General features: G+C 30.6%; 16 protein-coding genes. 14 read left to right on the top strand and 2 right to left on the bottom strand.

The window, feature by feature from the left end; translation table 11 throughout:
- The first annotated feature begins 15 nt into the window (after positions 1-15).
- From aroF to COL3_RS08610, 10 genes are all read left to right on the top strand, one after another.
- On the top strand, positions 16-1,029 hold the full coding sequence (gene aroF, locus COL3_RS08655) for a 3-deoxy-7-phosphoheptulonate synthase (protein ID WP_008421745.1): 1,014 nt from the start codon (positions 16-18) through the stop codon (positions 1,027-1,029).
- Positions 1,030-1,064: 35 nt separating this feature from the next.
- On the top strand, positions 1,065-1,901 hold the full coding sequence (locus COL3_RS08650; protein WP_008421746.1) for a prephenate dehydrogenase: 837 nt from the start codon (positions 1,065-1,067) through the stop codon (positions 1,899-1,901).
- 38 nt (positions 1,902-1,939) lie between these two features.
- Complete coding sequence (locus tag COL3_RS08645) at positions 1,940-2,701, top strand: glycosyl hydrolase family 28 protein (protein ID WP_099716598.1); 762 nt, start codon at positions 1,940-1,942, stop codon at positions 2,699-2,701.
- Between the two features lie 396 nt (positions 2,702-3,097).
- The gene (gene ugpC, locus COL3_RS08640; protein WP_008421751.1) at positions 3,098-4,210 is read left to right on the top strand and encodes a sn-glycerol-3-phosphate ABC transporter ATP-binding protein UgpC; all 1,113 of its coding nucleotides are present in this window, start codon (positions 3,098-3,100) and stop codon (positions 4,208-4,210) included.
- Positions 4,211-4,470: 260 nt separating this feature from the next.
- On the top strand, positions 4,471-5,175 hold the full coding sequence (locus tag COL3_RS08635; protein WP_008421753.1) for a YesL family protein: 705 nt from the start codon (positions 4,471-4,473) through the stop codon (positions 5,173-5,175).
- 128 nt (positions 5,176-5,303) lie between these two features.
- On the top strand, positions 5,304-6,590 hold the full coding sequence (locus tag COL3_RS08630) for an extracellular solute-binding protein (protein ID WP_008421755.1): 1,287 nt from the start codon (positions 5,304-5,306) through the stop codon (positions 6,588-6,590).
- A gap of 86 nt (positions 6,591-6,676) precedes the next feature.
- On the top strand, positions 6,677-7,621 hold the full coding sequence (locus COL3_RS08625) for a sugar ABC transporter permease (RefSeq protein ID WP_008421756.1): 945 nt from the start codon (positions 6,677-6,679) through the stop codon (positions 7,619-7,621).
- Positions 7,622-7,625: 4 nt separating this feature from the next.
- On the top strand, positions 7,626-8,474 hold the full coding sequence (locus tag COL3_RS08620) for a carbohydrate ABC transporter permease (protein ID WP_008421758.1): 849 nt from the start codon (positions 7,626-7,628) through the stop codon (positions 8,472-8,474).
- 136 nt (positions 8,475-8,610) lie between these two features.
- Positions 8,611-9,627 (top strand): glycoside hydrolase family 130 protein, encoded by a 1,017-nt coding sequence (locus tag COL3_RS08615; protein ID WP_008421760.1) that lies wholly within the window; start codon positions 8,611-8,613, stop codon positions 9,625-9,627.
- Between the two features lie 347 nt (positions 9,628-9,974).
- The gene (locus tag COL3_RS08610; protein WP_008421762.1) at positions 9,975-10,991 is read left to right on the top strand and encodes a LacI family DNA-binding transcriptional regulator; all 1,017 of its coding nucleotides are present in this window, start codon (positions 9,975-9,977) and stop codon (positions 10,989-10,991) included.
- A 112-nt stretch (positions 10,992-11,103) separates the two neighbouring features.
- Here COL3_RS08610 and COL3_RS08605 read toward each other — a convergent pair whose 3' ends face one another.
- Together COL3_RS08605 and COL3_RS08600 are read right to left on the bottom strand one after the other, a co-directional pair.
- Positions 11,104-12,870 (bottom strand): methyl-accepting chemotaxis protein, encoded by a 1,767-nt coding sequence (locus COL3_RS08605; protein ID WP_008421764.1) that lies wholly within the window; start codon positions 12,868-12,870, stop codon positions 11,104-11,106.
- Between the two features lie 287 nt (positions 12,871-13,157).
- A complete protein-coding gene (locus tag COL3_RS08600) occupies positions 13,158-14,057 on the bottom strand; it encodes an AraC family transcriptional regulator (RefSeq protein WP_008421766.1) in 900 nt (299 codons plus the stop codon).
- A 185-nt stretch (positions 14,058-14,242) separates the two neighbouring features.
- Between COL3_RS08600 and COL3_RS08595 the strand changes: the two genes are divergently transcribed.
- The 4 genes from COL3_RS08595 to COL3_RS08580 all read left to right on the top strand — a co-directional run bounded on the left by COL3_RS08595 (position 14,243) and on the right by COL3_RS08580 (position 21,377).
- Positions 14,243-15,364: an SGNH/GDSL hydrolase family protein gene (locus tag COL3_RS08595; protein ID WP_008421768.1), complete on the top strand. Its 1,122-nt coding sequence runs from the start codon at positions 14,243-14,245 to the stop codon at positions 15,362-15,364.
- A gap of 232 nt (positions 15,365-15,596) precedes the next feature.
- On the top strand, positions 15,597-17,711 hold the full coding sequence (locus tag COL3_RS08590) for a glycoside hydrolase family 36 protein (RefSeq protein WP_008421771.1): 2,115 nt from the start codon (positions 15,597-15,599) through the stop codon (positions 17,709-17,711).
- 44 nt (positions 17,712-17,755) lie between these two features.
- The gene (locus COL3_RS08585; protein ID WP_008421773.1) at positions 17,756-19,921 is read left to right on the top strand and encodes an alpha-galactosidase; all 2,166 of its coding nucleotides are present in this window, start codon (positions 17,756-17,758) and stop codon (positions 19,919-19,921) included.
- A gap of 43 nt (positions 19,922-19,964) precedes the next feature.
- On the top strand, positions 19,965-21,377 hold the full coding sequence (locus COL3_RS08580) for a glycosyl hydrolase (RefSeq protein ID WP_008421775.1): 1,413 nt from the start codon (positions 19,965-19,967) through the stop codon (positions 21,375-21,377).
- Positions 21,378-21,485: the final 108 nt, after the last annotated feature.

The following is a 21,485-nucleotide window of genomic DNA, read 5'->3' as shown; positions in this document are numbered from 1 at the left end:
CAGGAGGAAAATAAAATGATAATTATTATGAACCCAAAAGCAAGTGAAGAGGATGTAAGAAAGGTAAAGGCGGTAGTTGAGTCAAAAGGATTAGAAACTCATCTTTCTAAGGGAGACACATACTACATAGTAGGAGCTGTAGGAGATACATCTGTATTAGACCCTAAGAAATTACAAGTACTTAAAGGTGTAGATAGAGTAATGAAGGTTCAAGAACCTTTTAAGAAGGCTAATAGAATATTTAAGCCAGAAGATACTGTAGTTAACGTTGAAGGATCAATAATTGGCGGCGGAAAGCTTGGAATAATGGCAGGACCATGTTCAGTAGAAAGCGAAGAGCAAATTATTGAAGTTGCCAAAAGAGTAAAGGCAGCTGGAGCTAACTTTTTAAGAGGAGGAGCATTTAAGCCAAGAACTTCACCTTACAGTTTCCAGGGATTAGAGCTTGAAGGTTTAAAACTTTTAAAGATTGCAAAACAAGAAACAGGACTTCCTATAGTAACTGAACTTATGTCTACAGATTACTTAGATACCTTTGTTGAAGAAGTAGATATGATTCAAATCGGTGCTAGAAACATGCAAAACTTTGATTTATTAAAACAAATTGGAAAGACTAAAACTCCAATATTATTAAAAAGAGGGTTATCTGCAACTATAGAAGAATGGCTTATGTCAGCAGAATACATTATGGCTGGTGGAAATGAAAATGTAATTCTTTGTGAAAGAGGAGTACGAACTTTCGAAACAATTACAAGAAATACATTAGATTTACAAGCAGTTCCGGTAATAAAGAGATTATCACACTTACCTATAATTGTTGATCCAAGCCATGCTGGAGGATATGCATACTTAGTAGAACCAATGGCTAAGGCTGCAATTATGTCAGGAGCAGATGGACTTATGATAGAAGTACATAATGATCCTGAAAACGCGTTAAGTGATGGGCAACAATCACTTACGCCAGATCAATTTGATGTATTAATGAATAAGGTTAAGGCGGTAGCTAAGATCGAAGATAAAGAGATTTAAATCTTTCTATATGTTTTAATAAAGGAGCTATTAATATGAGAATAGTAGTTGTAGGTCTTGGAGTAATTGGGGGATCATTTACTATGGCTTTAAAAGAAGCAGGGTATGATGATGTTTATGGAATAGATATTAATGAAGAGTCTCTAGAGAAAGCTAAAAAACTTGGATTAATAAAAGATGGCTTTACGAATGGTCAGGAAATAATTAAAAGCGCAGATTTTATAATCATTTCTCTGTATCCTAGGTTAGTTAAGCAATTTATAGTAGATAATAAAGATAATTTTAAAGATGGTGCTATAATAACAGATGCTACTGGAATTAAAAAAATGTTTATTGAAGATATTGTGAATATATTACCAGAAAATATTGATTTCGTATTTGGTCATCCAATGGCGGGAAGAGAAAAAAAGGGAATAGATTTTGCAAGTAGTCAAGTTTTCAAAAATGCAAATTATATAATAACACCGGTAGTTAGAAATAAAGAAGAAAATTTAAAAATGATAGAAGACTTAGCTTATAAAATTGGGTTTAAAAGAGTTAGAAGAATAACTCCTGAACATCATGATGAAATGATAGGTTATACAAGCCAGCTTCCACATTCTTTAGCTGTTGCTTTAATGAATAGCGATGTGGAAGGAAGGGAAACAGGCAGCTTTATTGGAGATAGTTATAGAGATTTAACGAGAATAGCTAATATTAATGAAGATCTTTGGAGTGAGCTTTTCCTGGGAAATAAAGATAATTTGTTAAAGAGCATAGAAGATTTTGAAACTGAGTTGGATAAAATAAAACACGCTATAGAAAATGACGATACAGAAGCATTAAAAGAATTATTTATTAAGTCTACAAAAAGAAGAGAAAAATTACAGTAGAAGAGAAAAGAGAATTTATTATTATGAGAAGATAATAAATTCTCTTTTTTATTTTTTATTGGTTAGTTAGTAGTGGATGCGGCAATGTAGTGCTAAATGGTATCTTAATTAAAACATTTGACTGTAACAATGCAGATGGAATTGATTTTGATTCTAAAGGATTAATTGTAATGAATAGTGTTTTTGATACAGGCGATGATGATGTAAACTTCACAGCCGGAAAAGGAGCAGATGCTGAAAAAAATCGTAGTCCTGTAACTGATGTGTGGACATTTGATAATTACTTTGGTCGCGGACATGGTGCGATTGTAGCAGAAAGTAATACAGCAGCATGGATAGAGAATATATTAGCAGAAGATAATATCATGAATGGAACGGCTTCAGGTCTGCGCTGTAAAACAGCTCCAGAAATTGGGGGAGGTGCGAAAAATATTATATTTAGGGACTCGGCCCTCAAAAATATAACAGATGGCGAGGGAGAACGATTTGTATTTACATCAAATTATTCTAATAGCACCGCAACAGGCACATTTAAGCCGGCATTGCATTTGCCACAATTTAAACATATATTTGTTTCAAATTGTAGTATTGACGGAGCCAAAGGTAATGCTATCTTTGTAATAGGATTAAAAAATTCCCCTCAGACTAACATACACTTTGAAAATGTATCATTTAAAAATACAAAGTCAGCTAAAATAGACTTTATGACAGATAGTACATTTAAAAATGTAATATTTGAGAATAGTATAAAGGAGCCATGGGATATAACAAACTCTGAAGGGCTTTCCTTTAGAAATTAGAGTTTTAATATTATATGTATTATATTTAGTAAAGAATAAGAAGAAAATTAAGTTTTTTTGAGAAAACTATGCATATATAAGGATAGTATTTCACTATTATATATGCATAGTTTATATTTTTAATAAGTACTAAGGCGTTTATAATAGCAATCGCATGGTAAAATTAATTTTCTATTGAGAAAACGTTTAAAATGGAGTATGATTATATAAAAAGTAAGGTCTTTTTAAAGTAAATATCATATTAATATTCAAAAAACTATGAATTTATTATTTTTAATCTTGTATGAATTAGAAAACAATGATATATTATATATATCATTAAGATTAACGTTAACCTAAAATATAAAATAATTTAAGAAGTTTATATTAACAATTAAGTTAATGAGGAGGCAGAATATGGCTGGTATTTCACTGAAAAATATAGAGAAAATTTATCCCGGAAATGTAACCGTTGTAAAGGGATTGAATTTAGAAATTAATGATGGAGAATTTGTTGTTCTTGTAGGTCCTTCGGGGTGTGGAAAGTCTACCACATTAAGAATGATTGCAGGCCTAGAGGATATAAGTGGTGGAGAATTATATATTGGAGATAGATTAGTTAATGAGGTATCGCCAAAAGATAGAGATATATCTATGGTATTCCAAAATTATGCGCTATATCCTCATATGACAGTATATAAAAATATTGGATTTGGCTTAAATTTGCGCAAATTTGATAAGAAACTTATAGATAAAAGAACTAGAGAAGTTGCGAAAATATTAGATATTGAACATTTACTCAATCGTAAGCCTAAGGAACTTTCAGGAGGTCAAAGGCAACGTGTAGCTTTAGGACGAGCTATGGTTCGCGAACCGTCTGTATTTCTTTTGGATGAACCTCTTTCCAATTTAGATGCAAAGCTTCGTGCAGAAATGAGAGGTGAGATAACAAAGCTTCATAGAAGATTAGGTATCACATTCGTATACGTTACTCATGACCAAATTGAGGCTATGACTATGGGGGATAGAATTGTAGTTATGAAGGACGGATACATACAACAAATGGATACACCAATGGCGTTATACGAAACGCCATGTAACCAGTTTGTTGCTGGATTTATTGGATCACCGCAAATGAATTTTATAGATTCTAAAATCGAAAAGAAAGACAATAAATATTATGTTAACTTTAATAATTATAGTATTTTAATTCCTAAATTTAAGGGAGAGAAAGAAATTTTTGAATCATATGTAGGAAAAAGTGTTGTGCTTGGAATAAGGCCGGAACATGTATATATCGAGAAAGAAGCATTAGAAAATCATAAGGATAGTGTAATTACTACTAAAGTAGTTCTTAATGAGTTAATGGGCGCAGAAGTATATTTACATGTTAATTGTGATGATAAAAAAATTACTTTACGTGCTTCAGCTAATACAACTTTAGAGACAGGAGAATCAATTAAGGTAGCTATTGATGAAGATAAAATTCATTTATTTGATAAAGAAACAGGAATAACCATTTGTAATTAATTTAATTTATAAGTAAAAGGAATGATTGTGGATATAATATAAACTAAAGAAATGAATATAGTAGATTAATATCAATTTACTCAAGTTAAAGTCATAATTTTGCAAAAGTTAATTAGTTTTTTAGTTAAAAAACTTAAAATAAATGATATAATATTAAGCGAAATTATGGCTTTAATCTATATAAAGTTAGTTGATAAAATTAAAAAATAGAGTTACTGGTTAATAAAAGTAGACAAATTATTTATTCATGGAGATGTATTATGAGATTTTTTTTATTCAATTATAATAAGGAAGGACCGGGAGTTTCTAAGGATGCACCTCCAAAAGAAGGATTAGCTTTATTTTGGGATGTATTTGCACGTGAATTTACATCACTTATTAAATTAAATCTGATTTTTATAGTCGGCTGTATTCCTATTATTACGATAGGCCCTGCTATTGGCGCTATGACATCTGTTACAATGAAGATGGTGCAAGATAAGCCTTCTGATTTATATTATGATTTTAAAGAGGCTTTTAAGAAGAATTGGAAATCATCTTTTCTTATTTGGATCTTATCAATCATATTATTAGCCCTGCTTGGGAAGGTGTTGGCATTTTGTATTGCAGCAGAAGCGTTAATTTATAATATAATAATTTCAATTTTGATTATAGTAGGTACACTAATAGGTATTTGGTTGATATACATATACCCAATGAGCGTAAGCATTGATTTGCCCCTAAGGACGATAATTAGGAATTCGTTCTTATTAAGCCTTGCATATATTAAATACTCGTTTCTAACATTAATATTATGCATGGCATTAATTGAAGCAAGTATTATATTTCTTCCATTCACTATACCAATTATATTTTTTTGTACATTTTCATTTGTGAGTTTTTTAAGCAGTTTTTGTGCTTGGCATGGAATAAAGAAGCATATAATAACGGTTTCAAATAATAAAAATGGAAGCGATATGACATGACATATATCTAAAAAAATATGATATTTTTTGTAAAAAACATATCAAAAATTATTGACAACGATTTAATAAAGAGATATACTAAAGATGGTTAAACGTTAACTTAAAATTTAAGAAGAGGGGTATGAAAAATGAAAATACGTAGACAGTTAGCATTATTACTAGCAAGTGCAGTAGCTATTGGATCATTAACTGGTTGTGGTAGCAGCAGCACTAGTACATCAGGAAAAAGCGATGGAAAATCAGGTGGGACTATTACAGTTTTAACACATAGAACAGATATGGATGATGTATTCAAGAAATATAAAGCAGAATTTGAATCACAACATCCTGGAGTAACAGTTAATTTTGAAGCATTAAATGATTACCAAAATACAATGAATACTAGAATGGGAACAGAAGACTATGGTGACGTTTTAATGCTTCCTGCAAACATAACTAAAAATCAATATAAAGATTATTATGAGCCAATGGGAACTAGAGATGAACTTAAAGGCAAATATGATTTCCTTGATAATGCAGATGTAGATGGAACTGTTTATGGATTAGCAACTGGAGCTAACGCTAATGGTTTTCTTTACAATGAAAAGGTTTTTAAAGAAGCTGGAATTACAAAAACTCCAACAACACCAGAAGAATTTATGGCTGATTTAAAAGCTATAAAAGAAAAGACATCTGCAATTCCTTTATATACTAACTATAAAGATGACTGGGCATTAACTAACTGGACAGCAGCACAACTAGTTAACGCATCAGGTGATGTAGATTATCCAAATAAAATGATTTATGACAAAAATATATTTGGACAAGGGCAACCTCTTTATACAACATTAAAGATGTTAAATGATGCTGTTGCTAATAAATTAGTTGAACAAGATCCTATGACAACAGACTGGGAAACTTCAAAGCAAATGATGGCTGATGGTAAAATAGGTATAATGGCTTTAGGATCATGGGCAGTAGGTCAAATGAAGGCTAAATCTAAAACACCTGAAGATATCAAATTTATGGCAGCGCCTATATCACACGATGGAAAACAAATTATGCAAATTGCACCAGATTATATGATGGGCGTAAATGTTCATAGCAAAAATAAAGATATTGCTAAAGAATTTGTAAAATACTTCGTAGAAAAATATCCAAACGATTCCGACATGGTTTCTTCTCTTGTAGGAGCAAAATTACCAGACTTCTTAGCAGGAGCAGGTGCAACATTAGTTCAACAAAAAGCTGGTACTACACAAATGGCTACTGATTTAGATAAAGTACAAAAAGAATCATTAATTAACCTTAATGATAGTAAATGGGTTAAGACTGTTATAGAAATCGGATTAGGTAACGGTAAGCAAAGTTTTGATGATTATATGGCTTCATTAAATAAGAGTTGGGCTACTGGAGTAGGCTCTATAGGTAAATAGTTTTATGTAATTGTTTGATTGTTAAAAGGCGATATTAATTGTGTATAGATATCGCCTTTTCAAATTAAGAGTAAAGGAGTGTTAATATGATAACAAATGCTGAAACAAATACACAAGTAGCAGCTGGCACTAATAATTCAAAGAATAAACTTAGTTTCTCTTCCTTACCTTACAATAAACAGAAGATTATAATTTCAGTTTTATTTCTAATGGTACCAGTAACTTTATTGATTGTATTTACCTATTTACCAGCAATAGCGATGGCAGGATATAGCTTCACTGACTGGGATGGTATTACTAAAACTAAAGATTTTGTAGGTCTAAAAAATTATAAGCTTATAATGAGTGACGTAAAATATTTCACACCATTATTTGTGAGTTTTTACTACTTCGTTGCATCCTTTATTCAAATTGGATTAGGTATTATAATCGCATATCTAGTTTCTTTTGGATGTAAATTCTCAAATTTATTTAAAGGGGTATATTTCTTCCCGTCATTAATAAATAGTGTTGCTATAAGTTTTGTATTCGTATTTTTCTTCCAACCTGATAGTACTTTAGATACTGTACTAAAAATGCTTGGATTAGGAGGATTTATACACTACTGGTTACAAGATCAAGGCATCATTAATATATCATTAGCTTTTGTTTCAGTATGGAGATACATTGGATATAATATTGTAATGTTCTCAGCTGCAATGGCTTCTATTTCATCAGACATTTTAGAAGCTGCTAGAGTTGATGGAGCTAATAAATTACAACAATTAAGATATATAATAATACCAGGTATTTCAACCATTCTAGGATTACAATTATTCTTATCTCTTACTGGAGCATTATCTGCATTTGAAACACCATATATTATGACTGGTGGCGGAAATGGAAGTATGACTTTCATAATTCAAACTGTACAATATGCATTCCAAAATCATAGAGTTGGACTTGCTTCAGCAATGGCAATGGTATTATTGGCAATGTGTATAATTATCACTAGCATACAAAATGCAGTTATGAAAAAGAAAGGAATGTAAGCGTATGAAAGCAAAAAAAATGAGCGGAAAAGAACTAGTTTATGAAGTAATTAAATACGCTGTCTTAATATTTTTTGTACTAGTATTTATCATTCCTCTTTTAAGTGTATTTTTTACAGCCTTTAAGACAGGAGCTGAATATACTACAACAAGTCCATTAGCATTACCGAAGTCTTTTATGAATCTTGATAATTTTAAACAAGTATTTGATAAAGGAAATATGATTAATGGTTTTAAGAATACATTAATTGTGTTAGTATTCTCACTAATAGGTTCTATACTTACTGGATCTATGGCTGCATATATATTTAGCAGATTTAAGACAAAATTCAGTAAATTTATAAATGGATTATTCTTGGTTGCAGTAATGATTCCAGGAATAGCAACACAAGTTGCAACATTCCAAATAGTACATGCATTAGGTTTATTCAATACTAGATTAGCACCAATTATTTTATATTGTGGTACAGATATAATGACTATATATATTTTCCTACAATTCTTAGAGAATATTTCAGTTTCGTTAGATGAATCTGCAATCATTGATGGTGCAAATTATTTTCAAATTTATTATAAAATTATTCTTCCGTTACTCTCTCCAGCAATTGTAACAGTTATGATTACAAAAGGTGTTGGTGTTTATAACGATTTTTATACTCCATTTTTATATACGCCAAATTCAGACTTATTAACGCTTTCAACAACATTATTTAAGTTTAAAGGGCCGTTTGGTGCTCATTGGGAAATAATATGTGCTGGTATAGTTCTTATTATGATTCCAACCTTCGTTGTATTTACTACATTGCAAAAGCATATTTATAGCGGATTAGTATCAGGGTCGGTAAAAGAGTAATTAAAAACTATCGTAATAAGATTGACAATATTTAAAACTAAATTAATTAATTTAGCATTAATAATAAAAATATGCAGTAAGAAATATTATAGAATTATATATTTTATTAGATATTTCTTTGGAAAGGTGAATTTATATGAGTAAAATTTTAGGTGCAAACTTACCCAACATTCCATGGCAAGAAAAGCCAGCTAATTTTAATGGGCCAATATGGAGACATACTGAAAACCCAGTTATAGGGAGAAATCCTGTAGAAGGGGTAGCAAGAATATTTAATAGTGCAGTTATGCCTTATGGAGATGAATTTATAGGAGTATTTCGTGGTGAAACTATAAATGGAAGACCACATATTTATTTAGGACATAGTAAGGATGCTATTAATTGGGAATTTGAAAAAGAAAAAATAAAATTTGTGGATGAAGATGGTAAAGATTATCAACCACTTTATGCATACGATCCAAGATTATTAAAAATTGAAGACACATATTATATAATTTGGTGTGGGGATTTTGACGGGGCTGCAATTGGATTGGCTAAGACAACAGATTTTAAAACATTTACAAGATTAGAAAATCCATTCCTGCCATTTAACCGTAATGGAGTTCTGTTCCCTAAGAAAATTGATGGGAAATTCCTTATGCTATCTAGACCTAGTGATAATGGACATACTCCATTTGGAGATGTTTTCTTAAGTAAAAGTCCTGATTTAAAATATTGGGGTGAACATAGAATAGTAATGCAAAAAGGTGGATCTGGATGGTGGCAATCAATAAAGATTGGCTGTGGACCTGCACCAATTGAAACTGATGAAGGATGGTTAATGTTCTATCATGGTGTTACAGGAACTTGTAATGGTCTTGTTTATTCTATGAGTGCTGCAATCTTAGATAAAGATTGTCCATCAAAAGTATTGTATAGAGCGGGTAGTATAATGTTAACACCAGAAGAATGGTATGAAGAACGTGGATTTGTGGCAAATGTTATTTTTCCATGTGCAGCATTAACTGATGCTGAAACAGGTAGAATTGCTATCTATTATGGTGCTGCAGATACTTATGTAGGCTTAGCATATACTACAATTGATGAAACTGTAAAGTTTATAAAAGAACATAATGAACTTGGAGCTATAGATAGCGAAGAGGGAAGACTATAGTATATTAATGTATGTTAGCTAATCGTTAACCTTAATATATAAAAGTTTGATATAATAAAGGCAAATTTATTAAGCTGTATTTTAGCTAAAATTTCAAACTCTTTTGAGGTATAATTTATAGCAAAATACGGCTTTTTATTATATAATTATTAATAGAGATGTAATATTATGCAATGAAAATAGTTATTTTTTAAATTATAGTTGTTTAAACTTACAAATTTCAAACGATAAGCTTAGTTTAATCTAAATATTAATGCATTCTAGTAACATATTGTGTTATTATAATTATTGAACTTAAACATAGCATCTATCATTGATTTACGTATAACAAGAAGGGAATGAATAATATGGCAAAAGCAATTAAACTTGCTGATATTGCTGAAGTTTTAAACGTAAGTAAAGTAACAGTTTCTAAAGCTCTTTCTGATAAAGAGGGAGTAAGTGATGAACTAAGAGATAAGATAAAGAAAGTAGCAGCTGAAATGGGATATCGTCAAAATTCCATAGCGAGGTCTTTACGAGATGGCTATACTTATAATATAGGGGTATTAATTCCCGAAGGTTATGTTGAAATGTATCATTCCTTTTATTGGGAATTGTATCAAAACGTACTAAATGCACTAACAAAAAAATCATATTACGGAATTATGGAAATTATAAGCAAAGATGATGAAAATAATAGAGTGATCCCGAGGATGATACAAGATAGTAAAATAGATGGAATAATTGTTATGGGAGAGTTAAGGAAAGAGTATATCGAATATCTTAACAATCTTGGAGATGTTCCTTTAGTATTGCTAGATACATATGATAAGCATAGCGACTATGACACAGTGACTTCTGACAATTATTATGGAATGTATTTATTAACAGATTATTTAATTGAGATGGGGCATAAAGATATTATTTTTGTAGGTAATCCCCATGCAACTAGTAGTATTCAAGACCGTTTTTTAGGTTTTGCTAAAGCTTTGCTTGAAAATAATATTGAATATTCGTCTAATATGTATATTGCAGATAGAGAAGTTGGTAAGAAGGAATTAAATTTTGATCTGCCAGAAAAAATGCCAAGCGCCTTTGCATGTAATTGCGATTCAGTAGCGTATCTGTTAATTAAAAAATTACAGGATAAAGGGTATCGTATACCAGAAGATGTTTCTGTAGTTGGATTTGATAATTATTTGATGACAGAGCTATCTGATTTAGGTATTACAACTTTTGAGGTGGATATGAAAACGATGGCTGAAACGGCTGTAGAAGCTATAGTCAAAAAAATATACAAAGTTGACTACAAGCCAGCACGAAGAGTTGTAAGTGGAAAAATTGTAATAAAAGATACTGTTAAAAATTTAAAAAAGAATTAACAAGATAGTTTTGATTAAACTATCTTGTTAATAGTTGATTTGGAAATTAATGTTGAGTTATTATAGTAATATAGTAGATAGATTTTTATAAAACTATCTACTATATTTTTACCTAAGATTTAAGTTTAAATCTATCTAGCATTATATTTAAAGTCTCAGCTTGAGCTGTTAGTTCTTCGCTAGATGCAGCACTTTCTTCAGCTATTGCTGAATTTGATTGAACAACATCAGATATTTTTAATATACCATCATGTACTTGATTTATAGAATTAGCTTGGTTTTTTGATTCATATGTAATATTAGATATTAATTCAGTCACATTATTTACGCTGTTTACAAGTTCTCCTAAGGTTTTAGCAGTATCATTAGCTAAGTTTCGGCCTCTATTTACTGCGTTAATAGAATCTCCAATTAATAATGATGTTTGTTTTGCTGCATCAGCACTTTGGAAGGAAAGTTTTCTTACCTCATCTGCTACGACAGAAAAACCTTTTCCGGCTTCGCCTGCTCTTGCAGCCTCTATTGCTGCATTTAATGCAAGCAAATTTGTTTCAGTTGCTATGTCAGTAATTGCTTTAATAATATTATTGATATCCTTAGAGGATTTCTCGATATCATCCATAGCACGTAACATTTCATTCATCTGAGAGTTACTATCCATAATACTTTTAACTAAATTCATAGTAATTAAATTAGTATTATCTGCATTTACAACAGTATTGCGGACTTGAGCGTTAATTCTATTTATTGAAACAGATAAGCCTTCAATTGAAGCAGCTTGTTCTGTTGCACCCTCAGATATAACTTGAGAGGTACTGGCAACCTGACTAGCTCCACTGTTAACTTGGTAAGTTGCTTCTTTAATCTCTAGAAATATGTTACTTAAAGATTGTACAATATCATCCAATGAATCTTTTATTTCCACAAAATTGCCTTTATAATCTTCTTTTGTATAAATATCAAAATTACCTTGAGAAATGCTGCTTAAAACTGTAGAAATTTCAGTAATATAATTTTTTAAGGTATTAATCATTAAAGAAAATGAAGATGCTAATTCTCCAATTTCATCATTTGAATTGATATGTATAGAAACATCCAAATTACCATTTGCCATTTTTTCTGCCACGTTTTTCATATTATCAATAGGGTTACTTATTAATTTAGTAATATATTTAGTTAGAGATAAACTAAGTATAAGTGAAAAAATTATGCTAAGAATAACAATTCCCATACTAACATATTTAAATATAGTTAACTTATTAGATAATGCATTACAAGTGTCTATTTTAGTTTGTAATAATAATTGAATATCATCATTAATTTGGTCTATTAAAGATGTACCATCTGTTCTAAAGACATTTAAGCCTTCATCTTTGAAATTAGCCATCCCCTTTGCAACTACAATATCTCTTACTTGCTTATATTTTACAAGATTAACTTTTATTCTATTCAGTATTTCTTTTTCTTCAGGAGTTGTTGGATATACTGATACTGTCTTTATTAAATCATCTATGTTAGATAAAGAACTAACAAGGGATTTCTTAGCAGCCATTTGTTCGTTTGAATCATTTAAAAATAAAATATCTCTTACTAATGAATTTGACTTCTCTATTTCAATACCAAGTTTTCCTATATCACCTTGAGAAAAACCATAATTTATTAATGCATTGTTATAATTGCTAGTTATGCTTTGTAAAAATGTTAATCCTGCTAACCCTGATATAATTCCAATAAATGATATAAGCATAAGGGAGTAATATAATTTTTTTCTTATTGGTAAATTTTTAAAGTCATCATTTATTTTACTTATGTTTAGCTTTTTTATATTTTCCGGATTTGTTTTTTTTCTCTTGAATAAATCTATTTTTTTTGCTCTCATTATGTGCTGTCACTCCTTATTTTTTCAATGTACTATGCAATTTTTTATGGTGTCAAATCCTAAAGTAATAATTATAATAAAAATAGTTATTAAGTTAAAAAAGAGTTATCGATTACTTTAATAATAAAATAATACCACATTTATGCAAATGATTACAAGAGTATCTTTGAAAATGTAATAGCATTAATAAAAAATAGTATAGATATTGCATTTTTAAGATATGATCTTTAAATATGCTATGGGGTTTCAGCAGGAATGGTATTTTAATTTAAGTTAGGATAATACTATTATGTTAAACAGTTATTCTTAAATTTATTTCTAAATTCAGAAGGCTTATAACCAGTATTTTTTTTGAATATATTTATAAAATAGCTTAGATTATTGAATCCAACATCCATTGAAATTTCTAATACTTTATTATTGCTATTTAAAAGGAGGTCTTGAGCCTTTGTTATTCTGTAATAATTAAGATAATCAATAGGCGTCTTAAAGGTAAAGGATTTAAAGGTTCTACAGAAATGTCCTTCGCTCATGTTAAGTTCAGATGAAAGTTGTCTTATTGTAAGTGGTTTATTATAATTTACATGAATATAGTTGAGTATATGTTTAAAATTATCTATTTTGCTAGAAGTACTAGAATTTATAGATTTGTTAGTATTTTTATATGTGACCATAAGCATAATTTTTGAAAAGATCATATATAAATAGGATTTAGCCGTTAACTCATAGTTACATTCTTTTGTACTAAGTGTGGATGCTAACTCAAATAAAAAAGTTCTTATGGCAATCTCGGCATCATTGGCGCATTTTAAGTGATGAGGTAAATTTAATTGATTATTTATTAATGGATTAATAAATTTGATTTGAATTGCATCACTACTTTTGCTGCTTAACATATCGCTATTGAAAACTAATGATTTACAAATGCATGGATTATTAGAATTCAAGCTATAAGCAGAATGAAGCTCACCAGCACTTATAATAATAATCTCACCCTCACTTACTTCATAGGAAGAGTTTTCTATTTGGAATATTGCTCTTCCTGAGCTTACTAAAATAAATTCAATTTCATCATGCCAGTGGCAATTAAGCATGCTTGATTTATCCCCGATTTCCATATTAGAAAAATATAATGGGAACATAGAGTCTCCAGAATTGGTAGTTTCTTTTAAAATATTCTTATTCATAAGGAAATACCTCGCTATAAAAATTCTATTAACATCAAAATAGTGTTATTATTTGCTTAAATAATGCAAGTTTTTGTTTTTTAAAATCATTATACTAACATTATAAGAATTATTCAAATATTAATTAAAACGATTAAGTTACAATTTAGCTAAATAAGTATAAATTTTAAAAGGGAGGAATACACTTGGAATTTAAAATGACAAAAGAGATGTTTAAACATTCATTAGTAAATAAAGGTGATATAAATAGAATATTAAAGTTAATTGAGAAAGCTAAAAGAGGAGAGGATTTAACTATAGCATTTTTAGGTGGATCTATAACTCAAGGTTGTAATTCAACAGTTCCAGAAAAATGCTATGTTGAATTAACATATACTTGGTTTAAAGAAAAATTCAATAATGTAAATGTAAGACATATAAATGCAGGAGTAGGAGCAACAGGATCTTTAATAGGAGTCCACAGAGCAGAAAAGCAGGTAATAAGCCAAAATCCTGATTTGGTTTTTGTTGATGCTGCAGTAAACGATGACGAAGATTATTCATGCAAGGTTGCCTATGAGAGTTTAATTAGAAGATTATTGGCTAGTGAAAGCAAGCCGGCAGTAATAGAAATATTTATGACTATGGATACAGGATTTAATGTTCAGGAGCAGCAAATAGAAATAGGTAAGAAATATAATGTACCAATGATAAGTTTTAGAGATGCACTTAAGTGTAAAGTTGATAAAAATGAAATGAAATTTGCTGATGTCCTAACTGATGAAGTACATCCAAATGATGATGGTCATTATATAATATCCGAACTATTAATTAACTTTATAAATAATATTTATGAGAATGATTATAAAGAAGGAGAAGAAATAGAAATCATAGATAATGTTTTAGGCACACCATGTGTATTTGAAGATAGGTATTTAAATGGAACAATAATGAATAACTCTACAATCAATCCTAAAGAAATAATGGGATTTGCTAATTATGATGAAGGGTTCCAAGTATTCCTAAATGGGTGGAAATATGATGGTGAAGATGAGAAAGGTGGAAGATTAGTTTTTGAATTAGAAGCAAGAAACATTATTTTGCTATTTAAAAAGAGTATCTTAGTAAATTCGGGTAAAATCAGTATAAAAGTGAATGATAAAGAGACAGTGTTTATAGATACTTATTTTAAAGATGGCTGGGGAGATTATTCTGCTACAGAGATTTTAGAATTAAGTAATGAAATCAAGAAATACAGAATAGAGATAGATGTAGTTAAAGAAAACATAGCAAAAGAAATAACGATTTTAGGAATTTTAGTATCATAAAAGTCTACGGAAGGTATCACAAATATTTGTATAGATAGTTGTGATACCTTTTTTTATACAATTTCATATCAGCACACAATTATTTATAAAATAGATTTATTCAATTTTTAAGCAATTGTATTATATTAGATAAAAAATGAAATTGATATAGTATATGTAAGTAAAAACATAGTGAAAAATATAGACAACACATTTTAGTTTATTCTACAAACTTTTAAAAGTGGAGGGTTATATGAAATTGGAAGAATTATCAAAGATTAGATTAGGGGATATGGCAGCTATCTACTATATAGACAGGCAAAGCGAAAGAGTAGGAATGACATTGGTGCCACTGGGAATGGAAAATAATATTACAACAAATAAAGATTATAATTTTGGTGTAGATTCTTTGGTTCAGCTAAAATTAATTGGCGATGCTTATCCGGGGGTATACTCTGGCGGAACAACCTTACGTAATAGTGAATCTACACAAAGGCTCAAATTTTTAAGTCAAGATGTAATAAATTGCAATAAAGATAATTGCAAAAAAATAATAACTATATTAAAAGATGATAGAAATTATATTACTAAGCATGTAGTAACTTGGTTTGAAGGGGAAGCATCTATTGAAGTATATACAGAATTTATAAATAACTCTGAAGAATCAGTAATCCTTGAAATGATTTCAAGTTTTTCTCTTGGAAATATTACACCATTTATTGAAGGTGATGCTTATAATCAAGTGGTGTTACATAGGTTAAGAAGCAGATGGAGTAATGAAGGAAGATTGGAGACTGCAACTTTAGAAGATTTGCAGCTGGAACCATCATGGACAAAATTCCATGTTAATAGTGAGAGGTTTGGACAAGTTGGGTCTTTACCTGTAAAGAGATTTTTCCCATTTGCAGCTTTAGAAGACATAACCAATAATGTACTTTGGGGCGCTCAGCTGGCTATTTCATCTTCTTGGCAAATGGAAGTTTATCGTAGAGATGATGGGATAAATTTATCAGGTGGAATTGCCGATAGAGAATTTGGCCACTGGATGAAGAAGGTGAAACCAAGTGGAAGCTTTGTAACTCCAATTGCCATAGTTACTGTATGTAAAGGCGGAGGGATTGATAATGTATCACAAAGACTAACAAAAGCAGGAGACAAATATGTTAATGAAGGGCCAGAATGCGAACAAACTCTTCCGATACTTTTTAACGAATATTGCACTACATGGGGATGCCCTTCTCATGAGAATATAGCAGAAATAGTAAAGAATCTTAAAGGAAAGGGCATAGAATATTTCGTGATAGATGCAGGATGGTTTAAGCCAGAAGGTGAAACGTGGGATTCAAGCATGGGGGATTATGAAATATCTAAGGAATTATTTCCAGATGGATTAGATAAAACAGTTTTAGCAATTCGTGAAGCTGGGATGAAGCCAGGAATATGGTTTGAAATTGAAAACGTTGCGAGAGCTTCAAAGGTATATAATTTGGAAGAGCACTTATTAAAGAGAGATGGTCAAGTACTTTCTACTGAAGGCAGACGTTTTTGGGATATGAGAGATCCGTGGGTACAAGAGTATTTATCAGAAAAGGTAATTAAACTTCTTAAAGATTACGGATTTGAGTATATGAAGATAGATTACAATGATACTATGGGCATTGGCTGTGATAGAAGTGATTCTCTAGGAGAAGGTTTAAGAGAAAATATTGAAGCAGCAAAGTTATTTATTCAAAAGGTAAAAGATGAGGTGCCAAACATTGTTATAGAAAACTGTGCATCTGGAGGTCATAGATTAGAACCGAGCATGATGAGACTTATGAGTATGGCATCTTTCTCAGATGCTCATGAGTGTGAAGAAATGCCAGCACTTGCAGCAAATCTTCATAGAGCCATACTTCCAAGACAAAGTCAAATTTGGGCAGTAATTCGTAAAAGTGATAGTCTAAAACGCATTTGCTACTCTATTGTAAATACATTTTTAGGACGTATGTGTTTTTCTGGAAATGTTACAGAACTTACTAAGGAACAATGGAATCAAATTGAGAGAGGAATGGATTTTTATAGAAAGATATCTCCTATTATTAAAGAAGGTTTTTCCCATAGATTTGGACCGCATTTAACCAGTTATAGACATCCAGAAGGCTGGCAGGGTCTTATAAGAATAGGAAATAACGGAGAAGCTTATGTAACGATTCATACATTTAATGGTCAATTACCGGAATATATTGAAATAGCTTTACCAGAAGGATGTCCGCATAATATAAAGGAAATTTATAGTGATATAACTGATGATATTATAATTGAAAATAGAACATTAAAATATAAAACAACAGATAACATGAAAGCAGTAGCTATTTTTCTAAAATAAGAAATAACTATATTTAAAATTGAAGCAGATTAAGGAGAATTTATATGCCAATTAGATTTGATGAAAAAAGTAAAATATTACATTTATTTAATGAGAAAACAAGTTATGTAATGCAAATATTAGATGCTGGATATTTAGCTCATAGATATTATGGGAAAAGAGTTAGAAATTATGAGTTAATTAACCCATCGAAGATTGAAGAAACTAATTTAGATGTAATACCACAAGAATTTTCAGCTTTTGGTACAGGAGATTTTAGGACTCCAACCTTTGAGATAGTCCTAGAAAATGGCTCTAGTACAAGTGAATTAAAATATGTAAAACATGAAGTTATACCGGGGAAAAGTAAAATGAGTTCATTACCTGCAACTTATGTAAATAGTGATGATGAAGCCGAAACTTTAGAAGTTACTTTGTGTGACGATATAATAGGGCTTACCCTTATTTTATCTTACACTATATATAGCAATTATAATGTAATAACAAGGAATGTAAAATTTTTAAATAATAATTCAAATGGAGAAAAGATAAATATACAAAAAGCATTAAGCTTTAGTATTGATTTTGAGCATTCTAATTTTGATTTACTACAATTGTCGGGGGCGTGGTGCCGTGAAAAGCATATTTATAAGAGAGCGTTAGTACCAGGAATTCAATCTATTGATAGTAAAAAAGGCATAAGTAGTCATCAGCAAAATCCATTTGTTGCTCTTTTAGCAAAAAATGTAGATGAAGATTATGGTGAGGTGTATGGTTTTAACTTAGTATATAGCGGTAACTTTTTAGCAGAAGTAGAAGTTGACCAATTTAGCAATACAAGAGTTCAAATGGGAATAAATCCATTTGATTTTAACTGGGAATTAAATGCTGGTGAAGTATTTGAAACACCAGAAGTTGTTATGGTATATACTGATTTAGGCTTAGGTGACATGTCCAGAACTTATCATAAGCTATATAGGGATAGATTATGCCGAGGCAAATATCAATTTGAAGAAAGACCAATACTTATCAACAATTGGGAGGCTACCTATTTTGACTTTACTGCTGACAAGATTGAAGAAATTGCTACGGCAGGGAAAGAACTTAGAATGGAGTTGTTTGTATTAGATGATGGATGGTTTGGGAAGAGAGACTCAGATAACTGTTCTTTAGGTGACTGGGTAGTAGATAAGAGAAAATTACCAGACGGGTTAGACACTCTTGTAAATAAAATTACTGATAAAGGAATCCGTTTTGGATTATGGTTTGAACCGGAAATGGTATCGCCTGATAGCGATTTATATCGTGCCCATCCAGATTGGTGTATTCATGTACCAAATAGAGAACCAAAACAATCAAGAGCTCAAAGAACTCAATTAGTTCTTGACCTAAGCAGAGAAGATGTATGTAACGAAATAATAAGAATGCTTTCTGATATATTGGAAAGTGCACCTATATCTTATGTTAAGTGGGATATGAATAGGGGAATATCTGACTTAGGGTCAGCTATGCTTCCTAGTAACAAGCAAAGGGAAATATCTCATAGATATATACTAGGGCTTTATTATATTCTTGAAACTATAACAAGTAAATTCCCAGAAGTATTATTTGAAAGCTGTGCTTCTGGAGGCGGAAGATTTGATCCGGGAATGCTATATTATATGCCGCAAACTTGGACTAGCGATGATACAGATGCCATAGAAAGATTGAAAATTCAATATGGAACAAGTTTAGTATATCCAGCAAGTTCAATGGGATCTCATATATCAGCCTGCCCTAATCACCAAGTTGGAAGGACAACAAGTTTAGAAACTAGAGGGAATGTAGCTATGTCTGGGAATTTTGGATATGAACTTGATTTGACAAAATTCACAGATGAAGAGAAGGAGATTGTTAAAGCTCAAGTAGCTCATTACAAAGAGATACGTCATATTATACAATATGGGGAGTTTTACAGAATTTTAAGTCCATTTGAAGGAAGTGAAACTTCGTGGATTTATGTGACAGAAGATAAAACTGAAGCAGTAGTTTTCTACTTTAAAAGTTTAGAAGTACCTAATATGTTTCCTAAGAAAATAAGACTTAAGGGACTAAACTCTAACTATATTTATGCAGTTGAAGGCACTGATATTGTAGCAGGCGGAGATGAATTAATGTATTCAGGAATTGATACTGCTGGCATCTCAGGTGATTTCTCTTCTAAGTTGTGGACTCTAAAGGCTATAAAGTAAGGTTGAAAAGATAAATACGTATTAATTGAGGAGAAAGTATAGAATGAGTAATTTAATAGTAATAGATTCCACAGATATTAAACATATTAATGGTAGAATAAATCGTGAAATTGAAGGATATAGTAATTCAGGATATTTAACTGCTTTAACAGGCGATGATGATTATGTTATCGCAGAAGTAAATATAACTAATGATGGAATTTATAAAGTTGGAGTAAGATACGCCTTACCTTTAAAAGATAAATCAGCACCATCTGAATTAGTTGATGACTCAGAAGCATCAAAGCAAACATTTCATAGAATTTTTATTAATAATGAATGCTATGGAAGTATTGACTTTAATGTAAGTGACGTATTTACTATTAAAGAATTAGGATGCCTAAAATTAAAAAATGGTATTAATATCATTAAATTATTAAAGCAGAGTGGGTTTTTAAATATTGATAGTATAAATGTTACAGAAGAGGAAAATTATATTGAAAATAAACCTAATTTTGCATTAAGCAATAATAATGCCAGCAAAGAGTGTGTAGATTTAATGAGGCTTTTCTCAAAAATATATGGTAATGGAATATTAAGCGGTCAGCATTGTAACAAAGCTAGTGGAACGGACTTTGAATATACAGAAAGGATGACAGGAAAGACACCTGCTATATTGGGGTTTGATTTGTTAAGCTATTCGCTATCAACTGAAACTCCAGATAGTAATTTTGAATGTATAGATGAGTTGGCAAATAATAGAGGAAGTATAGAAACAGCTTTAATATGGGGAAAGGATACTGATGCAATTATTACATTATGCTGGCATTGGTTTTCCCCAATGCATGGCAGAGGAAAAAGTTTTTATACAGAAAATACTAACTTTAATTTAGAAAAAGCTCTAATTGAAGGTACTGAAGAAAATATTAGTATGTTAAGAGATCTTGATATAATAGCTGAACAGCTAAAGAAATTCAGAGATAATAACATTCCAGTTTTATGGAGACCACTGCATGAAGCTTCTGGCGGCTGGTTCTGGTGGGGGGCGAAAGGTCCACAAGCATATATAAGATTATATAGATTGATGTATGATAGATATGTAAATTACCATGAATTAAATAATTTAATTTGGGTATGGAATTCACCAGATCCAGAATGGTATCCAGGAGATGATGTAGTAGATATTAATAGCAAGGATTACTATGCTCCTCTTGAAAATCATGGACCGTTAACAATTGAATTCTTAAAGACAGCGGCTATTCCAAAGGAGGCTAAGCCAGTAGCATTAAGTGAAAATGGACCAATTCCAGATCCTAAAATACTCAAGGAAACAGGAACACCTTGGTTGTGGTTTATGACATGGAATAATTTTGTTAAAGAGTTAGAGTGGAATACAAAAGAGGAGTTAATGCAGTTCTATAATGATGAATATGTTATAAACTTAGAAGATTTAGCTCAACTGAAAGCTAGCTTGTAGAAAGTTCAATTTATATATATGCAAGGTTTAACATTTACTAAGTCTTTATGTAGATATCTTCACCAGAAATAATAAATATTCTTATGCAGAAGGCATTTAAAAATGAGC

Source organism: Clostridium sp. LS, from assembly GCF_002760435.1.
In the GTDB taxonomy this organism is placed as follows: Bacteria; Bacillota; Clostridia; order Clostridiales; family Clostridiaceae; genus Clostridium.
This window is presented reverse-complemented; position numbering and strand designations above follow the sequence as displayed.